20 protein-coding genes are annotated in these 17,227 nt (G+C 64.5%); 7 read left to right on the top strand and 13 right to left on the bottom strand.

Annotated elements, in window-relative coordinates; translation table 11 throughout:
• A complete protein-coding gene (locus IV454_RS13770) occupies positions 1-606 on the bottom strand; it encodes an SCO family protein (RefSeq protein ID WP_206091905.1) in 606 nt (201 codons plus the stop codon).
• Positions 584-1,312: an SURF1 family protein gene (locus IV454_RS13765; protein WP_206091904.1), complete on the bottom strand. Its 729-nt coding sequence runs from the start codon at positions 1,310-1,312 to the stop codon at positions 584-586. Before IV454_RS13765 ends, IV454_RS13770 begins: the two co-directional genes overlap by 23 nt.
• Before the next feature lie 36 nt (positions 1,313-1,348).
• Between IV454_RS13765 and IV454_RS13760 the strand changes: the two genes are divergently transcribed.
• Complete coding sequence (locus IV454_RS13760) at positions 1,349-1,549, top strand: twin transmembrane helix small protein (RefSeq protein WP_206091903.1); 201 nt, start codon at positions 1,349-1,351, stop codon at positions 1,547-1,549.
• 304 nt (positions 1,550-1,853) lie between these two features.
• On the opposite strand, the gene IV454_RS13755 is transcribed toward IV454_RS13760, so the two are convergent.
• From IV454_RS13755 to IV454_RS13730, 7 genes are all read right to left on the bottom strand, one after another.
• On the bottom strand, positions 1,854-2,714 hold the full coding sequence (locus tag IV454_RS13755; RefSeq protein WP_206091902.1) for a cytochrome c oxidase subunit 3: 861 nt from the start codon (positions 2,712-2,714) through the stop codon (positions 1,854-1,856).
• Positions 2,715-2,803: 89 nt separating this feature from the next.
• Positions 2,804-3,040 carry a DUF2970 domain-containing protein gene (locus IV454_RS13750; RefSeq protein ID WP_206091901.1) on the bottom strand — a complete coding sequence of 79 codons (237 nt, stop codon included), beginning with the start codon at positions 3,038-3,040 and terminating at the stop codon, positions 2,804-2,806.
• 8 nt (positions 3,041-3,048) lie between these two features.
• Positions 3,049-3,609 (bottom strand): cytochrome c oxidase assembly protein, encoded by a 561-nt coding sequence (locus IV454_RS13745; RefSeq protein ID WP_267691571.1) that lies wholly within the window; start codon positions 3,607-3,609, stop codon positions 3,049-3,051.
• Between the two features lie 6 nt (positions 3,610-3,615).
• Positions 3,616-3,720 (bottom strand): cytochrome oxidase small assembly protein, encoded by a 105-nt coding sequence (locus tag IV454_RS32815; RefSeq protein ID WP_219728959.1) that lies wholly within the window; start codon positions 3,718-3,720, stop codon positions 3,616-3,618.
• Between the two features lie 75 nt (positions 3,721-3,795).
• The gene (gene ctaD / locus IV454_RS13740; protein ID WP_054266411.1) at positions 3,796-5,391 is read right to left on the bottom strand and encodes a cytochrome c oxidase subunit I; all 1,596 of its coding nucleotides are present in this window, start codon (positions 5,389-5,391) and stop codon (positions 3,796-3,798) included.
• 13 nt (positions 5,392-5,404) lie between these two features.
• A complete protein-coding gene (gene coxB / locus IV454_RS13735; protein ID WP_206091900.1) occupies positions 5,405-6,589 on the bottom strand; it encodes a cytochrome c oxidase subunit II in 1,185 nt (394 codons plus the stop codon).
• Between the two features lie 426 nt (positions 6,590-7,015).
• Complete coding sequence (locus IV454_RS13730; RefSeq protein WP_206091899.1) at positions 7,016-7,927, bottom strand: methyltransferase domain-containing protein; 912 nt, start codon at positions 7,925-7,927, stop codon at positions 7,016-7,018.
• A 73-nt stretch (positions 7,928-8,000) separates the two neighbouring features.
• Here IV454_RS13730 and IV454_RS13725 point away from each other — a divergent pair, with 73 nt between their 5' ends.
• From IV454_RS13725 to IV454_RS13700, 6 genes are all read left to right on the top strand, one after another.
• On the top strand, positions 8,001-8,195 hold the full coding sequence (locus IV454_RS13725) for a hypothetical protein (protein ID WP_206091898.1): 195 nt from the start codon (positions 8,001-8,003) through the stop codon (positions 8,193-8,195).
• On the top strand, positions 8,192-8,956 hold the full coding sequence (locus tag IV454_RS13720) for a ComF family protein (RefSeq protein ID WP_206091897.1): 765 nt from the start codon (positions 8,192-8,194) through the stop codon (positions 8,954-8,956). Before IV454_RS13725 ends, IV454_RS13720 begins: the two co-directional genes overlap by 4 nt.
• 20 nt (positions 8,957-8,976) lie before the next feature.
• Complete coding sequence (trmL, locus tag IV454_RS13715) at positions 8,977-9,447, top strand: tRNA (uridine(34)/cytosine(34)/5-carboxymethylaminomethyluridine(34)-2'-O)-methyltransferase TrmL (protein ID WP_206091896.1); 471 nt, start codon at positions 8,977-8,979, stop codon at positions 9,445-9,447.
• Positions 9,448-9,534: 87 nt separating this feature from the next.
• A complete protein-coding gene (locus tag IV454_RS13710) occupies positions 9,535-9,834 on the top strand; it encodes a hypothetical protein (RefSeq protein WP_054266405.1) in 300 nt (99 codons plus the stop codon).
• Positions 9,835-9,843: 9 nt separating this feature from the next.
• Positions 9,844-11,328: a S8 family serine peptidase gene (locus tag IV454_RS13705; protein WP_206091895.1), complete on the top strand. Its 1,485-nt coding sequence runs from the start codon at positions 9,844-9,846 to the stop codon at positions 11,326-11,328.
• Positions 11,329-12,393 carry an oxidoreductase gene (locus IV454_RS13700; RefSeq protein WP_206091894.1) on the top strand — a complete coding sequence of 355 codons (1,065 nt, stop codon included), beginning with the start codon at positions 11,329-11,331 and terminating at the stop codon, positions 12,391-12,393. It begins immediately after the preceding gene.
• A gap of 207 nt (positions 12,394-12,600) precedes the next feature.
• On the opposite strand, the gene IV454_RS13695 is transcribed toward IV454_RS13700, so the two are convergent.
• The 4 genes from IV454_RS13695 to IV454_RS13680 are packed head-to-tail and all read right to left on the bottom strand — an operon-like array spanning position 12,601 to position 17,204.
• Positions 12,601-13,089, bottom strand: coding sequence for a heme-degrading domain-containing protein (locus IV454_RS13695; RefSeq protein ID WP_229522232.1), 489 nt, complete (start codon positions 13,087-13,089; stop codon positions 12,601-12,603).
• On the bottom strand, positions 13,086-14,816 hold the full coding sequence (locus IV454_RS13690; RefSeq protein ID WP_206091893.1) for a glycoside hydrolase family 9 protein: 1,731 nt from the start codon (positions 14,814-14,816) through the stop codon (positions 13,086-13,088). The genes IV454_RS13695 and IV454_RS13690 overlap by 4 nt, the downstream gene beginning before the upstream one ends.
• Complete coding sequence (locus IV454_RS13685; protein ID WP_206091892.1) at positions 14,813-16,147, bottom strand: MFS transporter; 1,335 nt, start codon at positions 16,145-16,147, stop codon at positions 14,813-14,815. The genes IV454_RS13690 and IV454_RS13685 overlap by 4 nt, the downstream gene beginning before the upstream one ends.
• On the bottom strand, positions 16,134-17,204 hold the full coding sequence (locus IV454_RS13680; protein ID WP_206091891.1) for a glucokinase: 1,071 nt from the start codon (positions 17,202-17,204) through the stop codon (positions 16,134-16,136). The genes IV454_RS13685 and IV454_RS13680 overlap by 14 nt, the downstream gene beginning before the upstream one ends.
• Positions 17,205-17,227 lie beyond the last annotated feature (23 nt).

Genomic DNA, 17,227 nt, shown 5'->3' with positions numbered 1-17,227 from the left:
TTAACCGATCGCGGAAGCTTTGAGCACTTTGCCGATATCCTTTTTGACCTTGGACGGGTCGGGCTGCTTGGGGAAGCGCATCATCAGGTGACCCATCGGATCGATCAGGTACATGTGGTCGGCCGCGTTGCCGCCCGGCTCGACAGGCAGCCAGGAGGTGACCGCCGCCGCCGGCACGCGCAGCATGTGGGTGCCGTCCACCACGCGGATCAGCATGGTGTCGATCGGGGTGGCATCCGTCACCAGCCAGACCCGCTCCAGGCGTTCCATTTCCTTGCCCTGCATCAGGCGCAGCTGGCGCATGGCGACCAGCTGGTCGCGGCAGGCTTGCGGGCACTCGCCCGGGCCGACCTGCAGCATGATCCATTTGCCCTTGTAGTTGTCGAGCGCGGCCGGCTTGCCGTCGAGCGTGGTGGCGCCCAGCGCCGCCGGGATCGGGTACAGCTGCGGGTCGATCAGGGCGCCGTAATTGGTGCGCCCGGTCGGCTTGATCACGTAATAGGTGAGGTAGGAAAACAGCATCGGCGCCGCGCACACGAATACCACGGCCAGCAGTTTCCAGCGGCCGCTCCATTGATTTGCTTCAGTCGTTTTCTTTTGTTCCACGTCGAAATCCTGTAATCACAAAAAAGAGCAGCGCCATGACAGCGAGCGCATACCATTGAAATGCATACCCCTGGTGCTTGGCCACCGTGAGGGAGGGAGCGGGCCAGTCGCGCGCCAGCTTGTCGCCGGCCGGCGCCGGGCCGCCTTGTTGAAGAAAGAACGGTTGCACGGCCAGGCCGCTCGCTTGCGCGAAGTCGGCCGGCGCCAGGTTTTGCACGATCGCCTTCGGCGCCACCGGGGTCGGCGTGCCGAGCTGCATGACGTGGCCCATGCTGGCGCGCGCCAGCCCGGTCACCGTCACCGTGCCGGATGGTGTGTCGAAATCGGGCAGGCGGTCGAACTCGCCCGTGTAGCGCGGCAGCCAGCCGCGCGCCACCAGCACATGCATATTGGTGCCGGAAATGCGCAGCGGCATCACCAGATAAAAGCCGACCTTGCCCTGCTGCGGCCGGTTGTTCAGGAACAGCGGCCAGTCGCGCACGAATTCGCCGGTCACCGTGACCGGGCTCAGTTCGACCGCCTCGGGCGCCAGGACCTGGGCGCCGAGCGCCAGGGCGGCCCCGCCGGCGCGCGTGCGCAGCAGTTCCTGCTGGGCGATTTTTTCGGCGGCGCGGCCATCCTGCCAGCGTCCCAGGACGATGCCCAGGGCCACCAGCAGCACCGTGGCCACGAAGGGGATCGCCCGAAACCGGAAGCGGATACGCATTACAATGATGCCTTACTCAAAAAATTCGAGCTCAATATGAAAATCCTCGTTGCCATTGCCTTCATCCTGATCCTCGGAAGCCTTGGTTCGGCCCTGTTCTTCCTGATGCGCGACAAGGGCAAGAGCAACCGCACGGTGCATGCGCTGGCCTTGCGCGTGGGCTTGTCGATCACCCTGTTCCTGATACTGCTGGGCAGCTACAAGATGGGCTGGATCGCGCCGACCGGCATTCGCTGAGGCGCTCAACGCCACCGGGCGTGGAGGATAGCATCGTCTTACCCAACATCGGGCCCAGGTCATCATGCCGTGACCTGGGCTTTTTTGCGCCGCCGTTAACCTCGAAACCGTCGCCCCCGCGCAGGCGGGGGCCCAAGTGTGCTTCGCAGCCTGTGGCTGAACGGAGAACTTGGACCCCCGCCTGCGCGGGGGCGACGGTTCGTAAGCCAACGGCATGAGGGACAGGCCACCGCTTGGTGGACTGTCCCCGGTTTTTCTTGTTCTACACCTGCCGGAGGGCGCACCCTCCGCAGCATGGTGTCATTTACAGCCAGTAGACGACGATGTACAGGCCGAGCCAGACGACGTCGACAAAGTGCCAGTACCAGGCCGCGCCTTCGAAGCCGAAGTGGTTCTCGGCGGTGAAGTGGCCCTTCATGACGCGGTACAGGATCACCGACAGCATGATCGCGCCCAGGGTCACGTGGAAGCCGTGGAAGCCGGTCAGCATGAAGAACAGCGAACCGTAGATGCCCGAGGTCAGCTTCAGGTTCAGCTCGGTGTAAGCGTGCATGTACTCATACACCTGGAAGCCCATGAAGGTCGCGCCCAGCAAGATGGTGGCGGCCAGCCAGAACGCGGTCGCGGCACGGTGGCCGGCGCGCAGGGCGTGGTGCGAGATGGTCAGGGTCACACCCGACAGCAGCAGCAGCGCGGTATTGATGGTCGGGATCGGGAACGGACCCATGGTCGTGAAGCTGTCGATGGTGCCGGCCGGGCTGGCGCCGCCCCACTGGGCCGCGAAATCGGGCCAGATCATCTTGTGATCGAGGTCGCCCAGCCACGGGGTGGAAATGGTGCGCGCATAGAACAGGGCGCCGAAGAAGGCGCCGAAGAACATGACTTCGGAAAAGATGAACCAGCTCATCGACCAGCGGAACGACAGGTCGATGCGCTTGCCGTACTGGCCCGATTCGGATTCGCCGATGGCGTCGCCGAACCAGAAGTACAGCACCAGGAGGGTCGACAGGATGCCGGCGATATTGACCGCCGGGCCCCAGGACTGGTCATTGACCCAGCCCGAAGCGCCCAGCATCGTGACGAGCAGCGACAAGCCCGCGGCCATCGGCCATTTGGACGGGCCCGGCACAAAATAATACGGTGCGGCGGCGTGTGGTGAACTCATCTTCATCTCCTAAATCAAACTGTATGCGGTGAATTTATTGCTAATTTATAAAACCTGATCGGGCATCCGGCGCCCTGGCCGCCCTGTCGTCAATGGCCCGACACGGCAAATTTCACCAGGGCGATCAGTACGCCAATGAACAACATCACCCCAATCAATCCGGCAATTACCACATGCACCGGATTCAGGCTGGCCGAATCTTTTTCGTAATCGCTGCGTTTGCGGATGCCCAGGAAGGACCAGAACACCGCTTTCATCGTGGCCCCGAACGACGCCTTGCGCTCGTTGCCTGTATTTCGCTCGTTGCCTTTGTTCGAATCCGTCATCGCGGCCCCTATTTTGCTGCTACTGCCTGGGTACCGGCAATCTCGAAGAACGTGTACGACAAGGTAATCGTCTTCACTTCGCGCGGCAGCGCCGGATCGATGTAAAACACCACCGGCATCTGCTTCGCTTCATTCGCCTTCAAGGTCTGCTGCTTGAAGCAGAAGCACTCGACCTTTTTAAAGTGCGGCGTCACCGACTGCGGCGCGTAGCTCGGAATCGCTTGCGCCTGCACGGTCCGGTTCTGCGTATTGACCACCTCGTACGTGACGGTGGTCAGTTCGCCCGGATGGACATCGACACTGCGCGCGGTCGGGCGGAAGCGCCACGGACCCTGCGAATTGCCGTCGAGCTCGATCGTGATCGTGCGCGACTTGTCGATCTGGGTATTCTTGTCGTAGGCCACCGTGCCATCGGCCTGGGTCAGTACGTTGATTCCCAGCATTTCGCACATATGCTTGTACACGGGAACCAGGGCATAGCCGAAGCCGAACATCAGCGCCGCCACGACCAGCAGCTTGCCGAGCATGGTGCGATTGAGTTTCAGCGTGCCGGATTGTTCAGTAGCCACGTCAGCTCACAGCCAGATGCGTTTGATAAACACCATCGCGAAGAAAAATAAGGCCACGGCGCCCAGAATCAGGCCCGTTCTCGCGTTGTTCGGCTTTTTTGGATCAGACATGGCGTTTCGCTTACAAGTTCAGTAGCGCGGGCTCCCGCAGGCCGCCCGCGCCGCTGTATGGCTTACTTACTTAAATTACTTCACCGTCGGCGGCGTTTCAAAGGTGTGGAACGGAGCCGGGCTCGGCACAGTCCACTCCAGGCCTTCGGCGCCATCCCATGGCTTGTCGGCCGCCTTGGCGCCGCCACGGATGGTCGGCAAGACCACGAAGAACAGGAAGTACACCTGCGACAGGCCGAAACCGAAGGCGCCGATGGTGGCGATCGAGTTGAAGTCGGTGAACTGCGCCGGGTAATCCGCATAACGGCGTGGCATCCCCGCCAGACCCAGGAAGTGCATCGGGAAGAAGGTGATGTTAAACGTGATCAAGGACAGCCAGAAGTGCATCTTGCCGCGGAATTCGTTGTACATGTGGCCAGTCCACTTTGGCGACCAGTAATAGAAGCCGGCGAACAGGGCGAACAGGGAACCTGCCACCAGCACGTAGTGGAAGTGGGCCACGACGTAGTAGGTATCCTGCAACTGGATGTCGATCGGGGTCACGGCCAGGATCAGGCCGGTGAAACCACCCATGGTGAACACGAAGATGAAGCCGACCGAAAACAGCATCGGGGTCTCAAACGTCATCGAACCCTTCCACATCGTGGCGATCCAGTTGAACACTTTCACGCCGGTCGGGACCGCGATCAGCATGGTGGCGTACATGAAGAACAGCTGGCTGGTCACCGGCATGCCGGTGGTGAACATGTGGTGAGCCCAGACGATGAACGACAGGATCGCGATCGAAGCAGTTGCGTAGACCATCGAGGCATAGCCGAACAGTGGCTTGCGGGCAAACGCCGGCAGGATCTGCGAGACGATACCGAAGGCCGGCAAAATCATGATGTACACCTCGGGGTGGCCGAAGAACCAGAAAATGTGCTGGTACATGACCGGGTCGCCGCCGCCGGCAGCGTTAAAGAACGAGGTGCCGAAGTGACGGTCGGTGAGGGTCATGGTGATCGCGCCAGCCAACACAGGCATCACGGCGATCAGCAGGTAGGCGGTAATGAGCCAGGTCCAGCAGAACATCGGCATTTTCATCAGGGTCATGCCGGGAGCGCGCATGTTCAGGATGGTGACGATGATGTTGATCGAACCCATGATCGACGAGGCGCCCATCAGGTGCATCGCGAAAATCGCCATGTCCATGCCGGGGCCCATCTGGGTCGACAGCGGAGCGTACAGGGTCCAGCCGGCGGCGGTCGCGCCGCCAGGCACCAGGAACGAGGTCGCCAGCAGGATCGCCGCCGGTGGCAGCAGCCAGAACGAGAAGTTGTTCATCCGTGCGAAGGCCATGTCGGAGGCGCCCACTTGCAGCGGGATCATCCAGTTGGCGTAGCCGACGAAGGCCGGCATGATCGCGCCGAACACCATCACCAGACCGTGCATCGTGGTCAGCTGGTTGAAGAACTCGGGCTGGAAGAATTGCAGGCCCGGCTTGAACAGTTCGGTACGGATCATCAGCGCCAGCACGCCGCCGGACAGCAGCATGATGAGCGAGAACCACAGGTACAGGGTACCGATATCCTTGTGGTTGGTGGCGAACAGCCAGCGGGTCAGGCCCGTCGGGTGATCGTGGCTATGATCGTGGTCATGGCCGTGTGCGTGATCTAGTGTGCTTGTGCTCATAACTTACTCCCGATTACTTGTTACGTGCAGCCAGGACTTCGGCTGGTTGAACGATATTTTCCGTTGCCTTGTTCGACCAGTTGTTGCGGGTGAAGGTAATCACCGCAGCAATATCAGAATCCGACAATTGTTTCCAGGCTGGCATTTCGGTCGGGAACTTGCCCGACTTCTGGCCGTTGAGCAGAGTGTGGATCTGGGCCGCTTTCGGGCCATTGACCACGGGCGAACCGTCCAGCGCGGCGAACGCACCAGGAACACCCTTGCCGTTGGCCTGGTGGCAGACCACGCAATTGGTGGCGTAGACTTTTTCGCCTTTGACTTTCAATTCGTCGATGGTCCACACTTTCGATGGATCGTCGGCCAGGGCAGCCATTTTCTTTTTCTCGCCGTCGACCCACTTGGTGTAGTCGGCGTCGGAGACGACATTGACCACGATCGGCATGAAGGCGTGTTCTTTACCGCACAGCTCGGCGCACTGGCCGCGGTAGGTACCGATCTGCTCGGCCTTGAACCAGGTATCGCGCACGAAACCGGGAATCGCATCCTGCTTGACGCCGAAGGCCGGGATCATCCAGGCGTGGATGACGTCGTTGGCGGTCAGGACGATGCGGATCTTCTTGTTGACCGGCACGTAGATTTCATTGTCGACTTCCATCAGGTAGTTGACGCCGCGCGCTTCGGTCGGCGCCACGCCGGGCGAACCGACTTGCGAACGCGGGGTTTTCAGGTTCGACAGGAAGGAAATGCCTTCGCCCTCGCCCTTGAGGTAATCGTAGCCCCATTTCCACTGCATGCCGGTGGCCTTGATGGTGATGTCGGCATTGGAGGTGTCTTTCATCGCCACCACGGTCTTGGTCGCCGGCAGCGCCATCACGATGACGATCAGGAAAGGCACGACGGTCCAGGCGATCTCGACAGCGGTCGATTCGTGGAAGGTGGCTGGCTTGTGGCCCAGCGAACGGCGGTGCTTGAAGACCGAATAGAACATCACGCCGAACACCGCGACGAAGATCACCATGCAGACGATCATCATCCAGGTGTGCAGGTCGTTGATTTCCGTCGCAATCTTCGTCACTGGCATTTGCAGGTTCAGCTGGTATTCAACCGGGCGTCCCTCCACCGGTGCAGCCAGCGCAGGGATGCTGGCCGAAATTGCCAGACCGAACATCAAGGCCTGAAGTCGCTTTGCATATGTCATGTTTTCCCCAACCACCCAAAAATAAAAATATTTTTCTACGCCGAAGCATCCTGATCGGATACCGGCGCTCCGAAACCATCGCACAAAAAGGGCCCATACCGTCCCGGCGCGCTCACGGCACGGCGGACCCGACTGGAACCCTGACATCGGCCATAGGTGAACAAAGCACACTGATGAACGTTGACTTGCTATCGCTTTCGACTGCTGCACCGCTGAATATTCCTTGGTGTTTCCAAGAGAAATCAACACAGCCGATAAAATTAGTCCTTGATTATACTCAAGTATGCCCAACGTCATCAAGGGAAAATCCTCCCGTAACGGGTCAGCTCCCCCTTGTTTGCCCCGCTTTCACGGCCGTTCTGTACCATGGCGGGTACAAGCGGGCGGCCCGGCGCGGCCCGCCCGTGGCGAAAAGCGCGTAGGTCGTCAACGCCCCTTGCGCGGTTCGAAGCGGATGATCGCCTCGCCGGCGGCCGTCACCCTCGGTGCCGGCCGGAAGGCGTGGCCGTAGATCACCTCGAAGGTCAAGCCCAGTTTGCCGTCGGCGCGGCGCTGCCGTTCCAGCGCCGCCAGCATGCGCTGCCAGGCCGCGCGTCCGAGCAGGCCGCGTCCGCGCGTGGCCAGCGGATTGCCGCCCAGCGCGCGGGCGTCGGCCAGCAGGGCCTGCGCCGTGTCGTAGGTGACCGTGATCACTTCCATGTCCATCACCGGGGTGGAAAACCCGGCCGCCACCAGCTGGTCGCCGAAATCGTGCATGTCGACAAAAGGCAGCACGTGCGGCGCCGCGTCGGCCTCGGCGAAGGCGCTGCGCAGCTCGCGCAAGGTATCCGGACCGAAATTGGAAAACATCAGCAAGCCATCCTGGCGCAGCACCCGGCGCCATTCCGCGAACACGCGGTCGGGCTGGGGATGCCAGTGCAAGGCCAGGTTGGACCACACCAGGTCGACCGAGTTCGCCCCGAACGGCAAACTGCCGAAATCGCCGCACAGCAGGTCGACCCCGGCCTTGCCCGGCAACAGGCGGCTGAGCATCTGGTTGAGCGACTTGAGGGCCGAGGCCGGCGTTTTGGCCGCCTCGATCATGGCGGCCGCGGCATCGAGGCCGACGATGTGGGCGGCGGGATAATCTTTTTGCAACAAGGCCAGGTCGGCGCCGCTGCCACAGCCGGCGTCGAGCACGCGTTTGGGCGCCACCTTGACCAGCATCAGGCGCTCGTGCATGCGGGCGGCGATCTCGCGCCGCAGGAAGTCGGACCGTTCCATCCGTTGCGGACGCGAGAACAGGGAACGCACGCGCGCCAGGTCGATCGGCGCGCTCAGGGTATCGGGAGTAGTCATGGGCGGTGAAATGAGCGGTGGAGATGAGATAATGCGGGCAGTGTAACCGTTTGCCGTCCTTTCGTTTGCTGCCATGGCATTTATTCTCCTCTCGTTCGCGCTCCTGGCATGTGCCGCCGTGGCAGCGGCCGTGCTCGCCTTTGGCGGCCTGGCGTTCGGCATCGTGGTGCTCGGCCTGCTGATCGCGGCCGTGGCGGCACTGGCCATGCTCGGGCTGGCCCTGCTTGCGTTGGCCGCGCTGCGCTACCGCCAGGGCCAGGTGCGATGAGCGGCCGGGCGCAGGCGCGGCTCGGACCCAGGGTCGCCAGTGCGCTGGGCGGCCTGGCCGATGCACTGCTGCCGTCGGCATGTGCGCTGTGCGCGGGCGGCACCGGCGCGTCCGGATCGCCCGTATGCCAGGCTTGCACGCAACAGTTCCTGACCGCTCGCGGCGCGCGCTGCCGCTGCTGCGCCAATCCGCTAGGCGCCGCCGACACGGGCATGCGCTGCGGCGCCTGCCTGGCCGACGCCCCCGCCTACGACGCCACCGTGGCCGCGGGCGGCTACGCCAGTCCGCTCGACCAGCTGGTGCTGCGGCTCAAGTTCGGCGGCGCCCTCGCGCTGGCGCCCTGGTGCGCGCGTGCCCTGCGCGAGGCGGTGCTGGCCACACCAGGCTTCGCCTTGCCGGAGCTGCTGTGTCCGGTTCCGCTGGGCCCGGCGCGGCTGAGCGAGCGCGGCTACAACCAGGCGCTCGAAATCGCCCGGCCGCTGTCGGCGCTGCTGGGCATCGCCCTGCACCCGCGGCTGGCCTTGCGCCGGATCGACACGCCGGCGCAATCGGGCGCGACGGCGCAAGAACGCAAGAAAAACATGCGCCACGCATTTTTGGTGGCGCCCGACATGCTGGCGCGGGTGCGCGGACGCCACATCGGCGTGGTCGACGATGTCATGACCAGCGGCCACACCTTGAATGCGCTGGCGGCCACCCTCAAGCGCTTCGGCGCCGCGCGCGTGAGCAACCTGGTGTTTGCGCGCACGCCGCCGCCCTGACTTTACAAAAGGAGAATGACTTGTTCCACGTCGTACTGGTAGAACCCGAAATCCCGCCGAACACCGGCAATATCATCCGCCTGTGCGCCAACACGGGCGCCCAGCTGCACCTGATCGAGCCGCTCGGTTTCCCGCTCGACGATGCAAAGATGAAGCGAGCCGGACTCGACTACCACGATTACGCCACCATGCAGGTCCACAAGAACTGGGAAGCCTACCTCGACGCATGCCGGCCCGACCCGGCGCGCATGTTCGCGCTGACCACGCACGGCTCGTCGCCGTTCGCCGACGCCAGGTTCTTGCCCGGCGACGTCTTCGTGTTCGGCGCCGAAACGCGCGGCCTGGCACAAGCACTGCGCGAATCTTTTCCCGAAGCACAACGCATCCGCCTGCCGATGCGCCCCGACAACCGCAGCCTGAATCTGTCGAACACGGTGGCGGTGGTGGTGTTTGAAGCGTGGCGCCAGAACGGCTACGCCGGCGGGGCTTGAGGCGGGCGCGCACGATAGCATCTGTCCGGCAAAGATTTCCGCAAAGCCTTACTATCATGACATCAAGGTCCCTCCGTCCGCACCGTCATGATCAAGCTCCAGCTCGTGCTGCGCGATCCCTCCCGCGATCGCATCGACGACCCCGCCCTGTGCGCCTTGCTTGAGGCGCACGGCCTGCGCGTGACCGCCTGCGGCATGGCGACCATCTCGGCGGAAACCTCCCTGGCCGAGGCAGAAAATTTATTCGGACCAATTCCAAATGTAAGAGCCGGCTTCGCTTCCGATGTAACATCCACACCGGCACTCGCCATTCCGGCGGATCTGCAACACGCCGTCAGCCTGATTACCATCGCCCCGCGCCACGTGGCGACCAGCCAACTTACCTAGGGGGAATCCATGCAGCCTTTCAAACCCAGCCAGCCCCGCCCTGCCCTGAACGAGTCTGCGCCGCCCGACGCCCAGCTGCGCATCGCCGTCACCTTCAAGGGCCGCGCCAGCGCCGGCCCGACCAAGCTGGCGGCGCGCCTGTCCTCGCGCAGCATTCTCAGCTTCGAGCCGGCCCCGGGCGAGATGGAAACGGCCATCGAGGCGCTGCGCCAGCGCGGCTTCACCGTGTCCGGACGCGGGCGCATGACGGTCTCGGTGCGCGGCACGGTCGCCCAGTTCGAGGAAACCTTCGGCACGCGCCTGACCCCGTTCAACCTGAGCCAGAAGCAAGGCTATGCGAGCGACCGCGTGTTTTATCCGGCCAAGGGTGCCCCCTGGCATCCCGATCCCGCCCTGTCCGCGCTGATCGACGACGCCTATATCCAGTGGCCCCACATCTACCTGGCCGACTCGGGGGTCAGCGCGCGCCCGCCGGCGGTCGGCTATTACCACCTCGACGTGCTCAAGGATGTGCCGGCCAAGCTCAACGCGACCCATATCCATAAGGAACGCCACCACGGCGAAGGCATCCGGGTGGCCATGATCGATACCGGCTTCGACCATTCGCATCCCTTCTTCACGCGCAACGGCTTCACGTCCTCGATCGTGCTGGCGCCCTCGGCCACCAACCGCCGCACCGATCCGGGCAGCCACGGCACGGGCGAGTCGGCCAACGTGTTCGCGGTGGCGCCGAAAGTAACCTTCATCGGCGTCAAGCTGGGCAACGATGCCGACCCGAACGGCGGCGCCAGCATTCTCGAAGGCTTCCAGGAAGCGCTCAAGCACAAGCCGCACGTGATCACGGTGAGCATGTGCTACGACTTGCGCGACGACGACGGCGTATCCGAACTAAAAGAATTGCCGAACGGCTTGAAACCGCTGGAAGCGGAAATCCAGGCGGCGATTGCCAGCGGCATCGTGGTGGTGTTTTCCGCCGGAAACGGCCACTATGCCTTCCCGGCCTCGATGCCGGAAGTGCTGTGCGTCGGCGGCACCTTCGTGGCGGAAAATGGCGCCATGAAAGCCTCCGACTACGCGTCGGCTTTTACCAGCGGCATCTATTCCGGCCGTCACGTGCCCGATGTGTGCGGCCTGGTCGGCATGCTGCCGAACGCCGACTACATCATGCTGCCGGTCCCGCCCGGTGCCGAGATCGATACCGGCAACGCCGCGCATGACGGCACCACCGCCGGCGACGGCTGGGCCGTGTTCAGCGGCACCTCGGCCTCGGCGCCGCAAATCGCGGCCGTGTGCGCCCTGCTGCTGCAGAAGAATCCCAAGCTCACACCAGCCGAGATCAAGGCCTTGCTGGTGCGCACCGCGATCGACGTGCGCGACGGCTCGGCCAGCCCGGCCAGCGACCCGGAAGGCAAGGGTATCCTGGCCGGACCGGGCATCGACGGCGCCACCGGGGCCGGCCTGGTCGACGCCTTCGCCGCCTGGCAGCAAGCGTAGATGGAGACGCCGCGCGAAGTTCGGGTCGGGCTGATCGGCTACGGCTTTTCCGGTGCCACTTTCCAGGCGCCGCTGATTGCATCGGTGCCGGGCTTGCGCCTGACCCGGGTCTGCTCCAGCCAGGGCGAGCGCGTGTTGCGCGACTTTCCGGAGGTGCGGGTGGTGGCCGACCCGGCAGCCCTGATCGATTCCGGCGAGGTCGACTTGGTGGTGGTCGCCACCGCCAACACGAGCCATGCGCCGTTGGCCAGGCAGGCGCTGCTGGCCGGCAAGCACGTGGTGGTGGAAAAACCGTTCACCATCACGGTCGACGAAGGCGCCGACCTGATCGCGCTGGCCGAACAGCGGCAGCTGCACCTGAGCGTATTCCACAACCGGCGCTGGGACAGCGATTTTCTGACCCTGCGCCAGACCATCGAAGCGGGCCTGCTCGGGCCGATCAACACCTATGAAGCCCATTTCGACCGCTACCGCCCCACCGTGCGCGGACGCTGGCGCGAACAGGATTTGCCGGGGTCCGGCATCCTGTACGACCTGGGCGCGCACCTGATCGACCAGGCGCTGGTCTTGTTCGGCAATCCGGATTGCGTCAACTGCGACATGGGCGTGCAGCGCAGCACGGACAGCGGCAGCGACGCCGCCGACGACTATTTTCATTTGACCATGCGCTACGGCGCGCGCCGCGTGATCCTGCACGCGTCCTCGCTGGTGCTGCAGGCCGGGCCGCGCTTCATCGTGCATGGCGACACCGGCAGTTTCGTCAAGCATGGGATGGACCCGCAGGAAGCGGCGCTGATGCGCGGCGCGCGTCCCTGCGCGCATGGCTGGGGGGTGGAAGCGGAGTCGCAGCACGCGCAAATCAGTTTCGTGAAGGGTGGGCTGACGGTGACCGGCAAGGCGCAATCGCTGCCCGGCTGCTACCAGGAATACTATCGGCGCGTGTGCGACGCCATCGTCCATGGCAAAAGCCTGCCGGTGACGGCGCGCGAAGGCCTGGCGGTGATCAAGATCATCCGCATGGCCATGCAAAGCCACGCGCAGCAGCGCAGTGTGACGTTTGAGTAGCGAGACCGCCGATCTGCCTTGAACCCCAGCCCGAATAGCCGTCGTTCCTGCCACTGGTAGAAACGACTCCCCGCGAAGCCCCCCGTCGTCCCCGCGAAGGCGGGGACGACGACTCTGCGGTCTGCGGTCTGCGGTCTGCGGTCTGCGGTCTGCGGTCTGCGGTCTGCGGTCTGCGGTCTGCGGCAGTATTATCAAATACCCGCTGCGCTACAAGGTCTCGCCGATCTTGAGATAGTCCTTCAGCACGCGCACCACCAGCGCGTGATCGTCGGCGCCCGGCAGCCCGGCCACGGTGATGGTGCCGGTCACGCCGCTGCCGCGTACCGTCAGCGGAAACGCGCCGCCCAGCGCCGCGAATTCGCGCGGGTCGAGCGTGGCAATGGCGTGGATAGCGCCCCCGCCCAGCGACACCTGCGTATGCACATGCAGGGAGCTGTGCCCGGTGCGCTTGACCAGGTTACTCTTGCGCCAGATCCAGTGCGCGTGGTCCGCTGGCGTTCCGCTCATGGCGTGATAGAACAGACGCTGTCCATGCCGGGTGATATCCACCGTGATCGCCTGGCGCGCCTCGCGCGCCGCCCGCACCAGCCGCAGGCCGATCTCCAGCGCGATGTCGCTGTTGAAAAATTCGAACTGGAGCAGCTGCTCCTGGCGCACCAGCATCGCCAGCAGCAGGTAGGGATCTTCCCGTCTCAAGGCGCGGCTCCCCCCAGCACGTCGAGCGCCGCCGACACATACACCAGCGGCGCATTCCAGTTGATCGCCACCTCGTTGCTGGCGTAGCTGCAGTCGTCGTCGAGATACGACAGCGCCGGCAGCGCCGACGGATATGGCGCCTTGCAGTCGCCCTTGTCCTGCTGGCCCGCGTGCGGCCCGCCAACCAGAAAGCCCGGCACGGGCGCGGCCACCTGGTCGGCCACCGAAGGCCGGTGGTGCGGATGCAGCACCCTGCGCGCACCGAAGCCGGTCACGAAGGAATTCCCGGTAGCGTTACGCCCCAACACATAATCGAGGCCCGCCTGCGCCGCGTCGAGGTAATCGCGCTTGCCATTCAGACGGTACGCCTGCAGCAGCATCATCGACTGGTTCAGCGCTACCGCATTGCTGCCCCAGACGAAATCGGTCCCCTGCATCGGCACGCCGTAAGCCGAGGCGCGCCATGTGGTGGCCAGCGCCGCCGCCAGGCCGTCGATGCGCTCCGCGATCAGGCGCTGGTCGGCCACCGCACTGAGACTCTTGCGGTGGTGCGCGAGCGAGATCCAGGCCAGGCCGCGCACATCGGCCCATTCCGGCACGGTGGCCGTCACGGCGGCCGGCTTCATCGCCGCGTAGTAGCTGTCCTTGCCGCTGCTGATATACAGTTCGGCCGCGGCCCACGCGAATTCATCGTCGAAAACCGCATCGCCGTATTCGCCGGTCACCACGCCGGGCGGATTGCGAAATACCACGGCGGGGTTGACGCGCGCCCATTCCCACGCCGCTTCGGCCGCGGCCAGCATGCGGGCCGACAGGCCGGGGCGCTGCTGCTCGTACGCCTTCATGATCCGGCTGGCGGTCGCCATGGTGGCGGCGAAATCGAGCGCCGCGGCGGTCCCCTTTTGCACCACGTAGCGCGGCGTGCCGCTGGCTTTGTCCGGCATGACCATGCCGTCGAAGTTCTGGTTGGTCAGCTTGTTGTACACCCCGCCGTCATTCGGGTCCTGCATGGACAGCATCCATTCCAGGTTCCACAGCGCCTCGTCGAGGATGTCCGGCAGCGCATTGCCGCTTTCCGGAATGCCGTTGCGCTGGCGTGCGAAATAGTCGGGAAAATGCTCGAACGCGGCCAGCAAGGTGTAGGTCGAAATCCCCGAATTGACGATGTACTTGTTGTAGTCGCCAGCGTCGTACCAGCCCTTGGGACTGGAAATGACGGTGCCTTCCGGGCGCGCCTTCGATGCGGCCGACGCGTGCACCAGCACGTGCGTGTCGGGATGCCCGGCCGCGCGCGCATACACGCCGGCGTGGGCAGGATCGAGCGCGATGCCGGCGCGGTTGAAGTAAAACGCCTTGAGCGCGGCGCGGTTCAGGTCCGCGTACGCGCCGGCCCGCACGCCGAACGGCGCGGAGGGCGCGGCGCCGGCGGCGCGGATGCGGTATGCGCCTGGCCGCGTCAAGGCCGAAAAATCGGCCAGCATGACCGTTTCGCCCGACTCGCGCCAGGCCGCGGCGGGACCGGCGCGCCCACGCCAGGCGACCGCGCCGCTGGCGGCGTCGATCACCTCGACCTCGCCGGCGGCGCCGGCCGGCAGCACGGCCACCTTGTGCGCCTGCGGCAGGAAGCCGAGCTGGTTGACCCGGATTTCCCCAAGGGCGGGTGCGGCGCCGGCGTGGGCGCCGGCCGCCAGCAGGAGCGGGAACAGGCAGGCCGGCGCGCGCCTCATGCCGCTACCGCCTGCGTGGCGTTCGCATCGTCGCCGGCCGCTTCATCGATGTAGAACGGCGCGAACCAGGTGGCGATGAACGACGGGATGGTAGCGACCATCACAAAGATGAAGTAGCTGACGTAGCCCATCGACACTTGCAGGTGGCCGCTGATTGCGCCCGTCACCAGGCCGCACAGGCCCATGATGCCGGTGCCGAAGGCGTAGTGGGTGGTGGTGTACTTGCCCGGCGCGAGCTGCTGCATCAGGTAGATCATGAAACCGACCGCGCCGAAACCGAAGAAGAACTTCTCGATCATCACGCCGGCCGTGATCAGATACAGGCTCGATGGCAGGTAGATGGCCATGATCAGGAACGTCACGTTCGGGATATTGACCGCGCAGCACAGCACGAACAAGGTCGACTTCAAGCCGTTCTTGGCCACGTACCAGCCGCCGAGCAGGGACCCGAGCAGCACCGCGGCCAAGCCGTAGGTGCCGTAGATGACGCCCAGCTTCTCGTTGGTCAGCCCCAATCCACCCTTGCCGGCCGGATCGACCATGAAGAAGGGACCGATTTTTTCAAGGAAGCCGATACTGAGGCGGAACAGGAACGCAAACGCGATCATGCGCCATATGCCGCGCTTCTGGAACAGGGTGACGAAGGAATCCATCAGGATGCGGCCGGCCGCCTTGACATTGGCCGGCGTGTTTTCGGCGCGCGCGCCGTCGGGCATGAAGCGCGCATGCCAGAGCGCCATCAGCACGGTCAGTCCGCCCACCAGGAAGAAGATGATGCGCCAGGCGTCGATCCACTCCGGGCCGAACACGGCGGCGTCGTGATGGAACATGTTCACGTGCAGCCAGCCGCTCAGGTACACCATGCCGCCGGAGGCGACGATCGGACCGACATTCCAGCTCAGGCTCTGGATCCCGCAATACAGCGACTGCGCGCGCGAATCGAGCGAGGTGACGTACACGCCGTCGCTGGCGATGTCCTGGGTCGCGCCGACGAAGGACAGGCCCCAGAACAGCGCCATCAGGATCGGCATGTAGTTCGGCAGCGCCATGGCCAGCGCGATGCCGACGAAACCGAGACCGATCAGGGTCTGCGCGCACAGCACGAAGAATTTCTTGGTGCGGTACATTTCGACGAAGGGAGCGAACAGCGGCTTGGCCGTGTAGGCGAAGATCAGCAGGCTCGAATACTCGGCCGCCTTGCCGTTGTCCATGCCCAGATTCTTGAACATGATGGCGGTGACGGAGGTCAGCATCACGTACCCGAGCGCCATGGTGAAGTAACCGGTCGGCACCCACAGCAGGGGCGAGACGGACGGCTTAGAAGCGTGCATGATCGTTTTCCATTTCAAGAGGAGGCAGCGGCAGGGACGCCGGCGCCACGGCGCGCGAGCCGGCACCGATTGGCGCCAGGTCGGCCAGGTGCTCCGACAAGATCGCCGCCGCGCCCAGCATGGCCGGATACGACGCCGTGATCACCAGGGTCGGAATGCGCGCGGTGAAGGCGGAAAAGCGTCCCTTGTTCTCGAAGCGCGCCCGGAACGGCGACTGGGCGAAATATGCGCCCAGGCGCGGCACCACACCGCCGCCAATATACAGGCCGCCGCGCGCGGACAAGGTGACCGCCAGGTTGGCCGCGACGGTGCCCAGCATACCCGAAAAGCAGTCCAGCGTTTCACGGCATAGCGGATCGCTGCCGGCCAGGCCGCGTTCGACGATGTCCGCCGTGGACAGGCTTGCGTCGACTTGCAGGCCGGACCGGGCGGCCAGCGCTTCGCGAATGAGCACGATGCCCGGTCCGGAGACGATGCGCTCGGCCGAGACGTGCTCGTAACGCTGCCAGCAATGCTGCAGGACCGCCACTTCGCGTTCGTCGAACGGCGAAAAGGCGACGTGGCCGCCTTCGCTCTGCACCGCCACCCAGCGCCCGTCGACCGGCACCAGGCCTGCCACGCCAAGGCCCGTGCCGGCGCCCACCAGGCCGATCACGCCGCTGGCGACGGCCTTTCCGCCGCCGATCTGGTCCAGGTCCGATGGTCCCAGGGCCGGCAGCGCCATCGCCAGCGCGGCGAAGTCATTCACCACCAGCAGGGTGTCGAGGCCAAGCGCCTGGCGCGAGGCGGCGATCGAAAACGCCCAGTGGTGATTGGTCATCTTGACGGCGTCGCCGTCGACCGGATTGGCGATCGCGATCACCGCGTGGCGCACGCGCCGCGCCGGCAGCCTGTTTAAATAGGCGCGTACCGCGTCGTCGAAGTACGCGTAGTCGGCGCAGGCCAAGGTGTGCACGTCGCCCACCCGCCCGGCGCCGTGTTCGAGCGCGAAGCGCGCGTTGGTGCCGCCGATGTCGGCCAGCAGGCGCGCGCCATCGGCATAGGAATCATAAACCATGTTGCCTCCAGTGGAAGAACAGT

The organism is Massilia antarctica, assembly GCF_015689335.1.
Lineage (GTDB): Bacteria > Pseudomonadota > Gammaproteobacteria > Burkholderiales > Burkholderiaceae_D > Telluria_A > Telluria_A antarctica.
Note: the sequence above shows the minus strand (reverse complement) of the source record. Positions and strands in the feature narration are given on the sequence as shown.

What these genes read in the sequence shown, in the direction of transcription:
- IV454_RS13765 (WP_206091904.1), bottom strand. Translation starts at nt 1,312, where the DNA reads ATGCGTATCCGCTTCCGGTTTCGGGCGATCCCCTTCGTGGCCACGGTG.
- IV454_RS13760 (WP_206091903.1), top strand. Translation starts at nt 1,349, where the DNA reads ATGAAAATCCTCGTTGCCATTGCCTTCATCCTGATCCTCGGAAGCCTT.
- IV454_RS13755 (WP_206091902.1), bottom strand. Translation starts at nt 2,714, where the DNA reads ATGAGTTCACCACACGCCGCCGCACCGTATTATTTTGTGCCGGGCCCG.
- IV454_RS13750 (WP_206091901.1), bottom strand. Translation starts at nt 3,040, where the DNA reads ATGACGGATTCGAACAAAGGCAACGAGCGAAATACAGGCAACGAGCGC.
- IV454_RS32815 (WP_219728959.1), bottom strand. Translation starts at nt 3,720, where the DNA reads ATGTCTGATCCAAAAAAGCCGAACAACGCGAGAACGGGCCTGATTCTG.
- ctaD (WP_054266411.1), bottom strand. Translation starts at nt 5,391, where the DNA reads ATGAGCACAAGCACACTAGATCACGCACACGGCCATGACCACGATCAT.
- coxB (WP_206091900.1), bottom strand. Translation starts at nt 6,589, where the DNA reads ATGACATATGCAAAGCGACTTCAGGCCTTGATGTTCGGTCTGGCAATT.
- IV454_RS13730 (WP_206091899.1), bottom strand. Translation starts at nt 7,927, where the DNA reads ATGACTACTCCCGATACCCTGAGCGCGCCGATCGACCTGGCGCGCGTG.
- IV454_RS13725 (WP_206091898.1), top strand. Translation starts at nt 8,001, where the DNA reads ATGGCATTTATTCTCCTCTCGTTCGCGCTCCTGGCATGTGCCGCCGTG.
- IV454_RS13720 (WP_206091897.1), top strand. Translation starts at nt 8,192, where the DNA reads ATGAGCGGCCGGGCGCAGGCGCGGCTCGGACCCAGGGTCGCCAGTGCG.
- IV454_RS13710 (WP_054266405.1), top strand. Translation starts at nt 9,535, where the DNA reads ATGATCAAGCTCCAGCTCGTGCTGCGCGATCCCTCCCGCGATCGCATC.
- IV454_RS13705 (WP_206091895.1), top strand. Translation starts at nt 9,844, where the DNA reads ATGCAGCCTTTCAAACCCAGCCAGCCCCGCCCTGCCCTGAACGAGTCT.
- IV454_RS13700 (WP_206091894.1), top strand. Translation starts at nt 11,329, where the DNA reads ATGGAGACGCCGCGCGAAGTTCGGGTCGGGCTGATCGGCTACGGCTTT.
- IV454_RS13690 (WP_206091893.1), bottom strand. Translation starts at nt 14,816, where the DNA reads ATGAGGCGCGCGCCGGCCTGCCTGTTCCCGCTCCTGCTGGCGGCCGGC.
- IV454_RS13685 (WP_206091892.1), bottom strand. Translation starts at nt 16,147, where the DNA reads ATGCACGCTTCTAAGCCGTCCGTCTCGCCCCTGCTGTGGGTGCCGACC.
- IV454_RS13680 (WP_206091891.1), bottom strand. Translation starts at nt 17,204, where the DNA reads ATGGTTTATGATTCCTATGCCGATGGCGCGCGCCTGCTGGCCGACATC.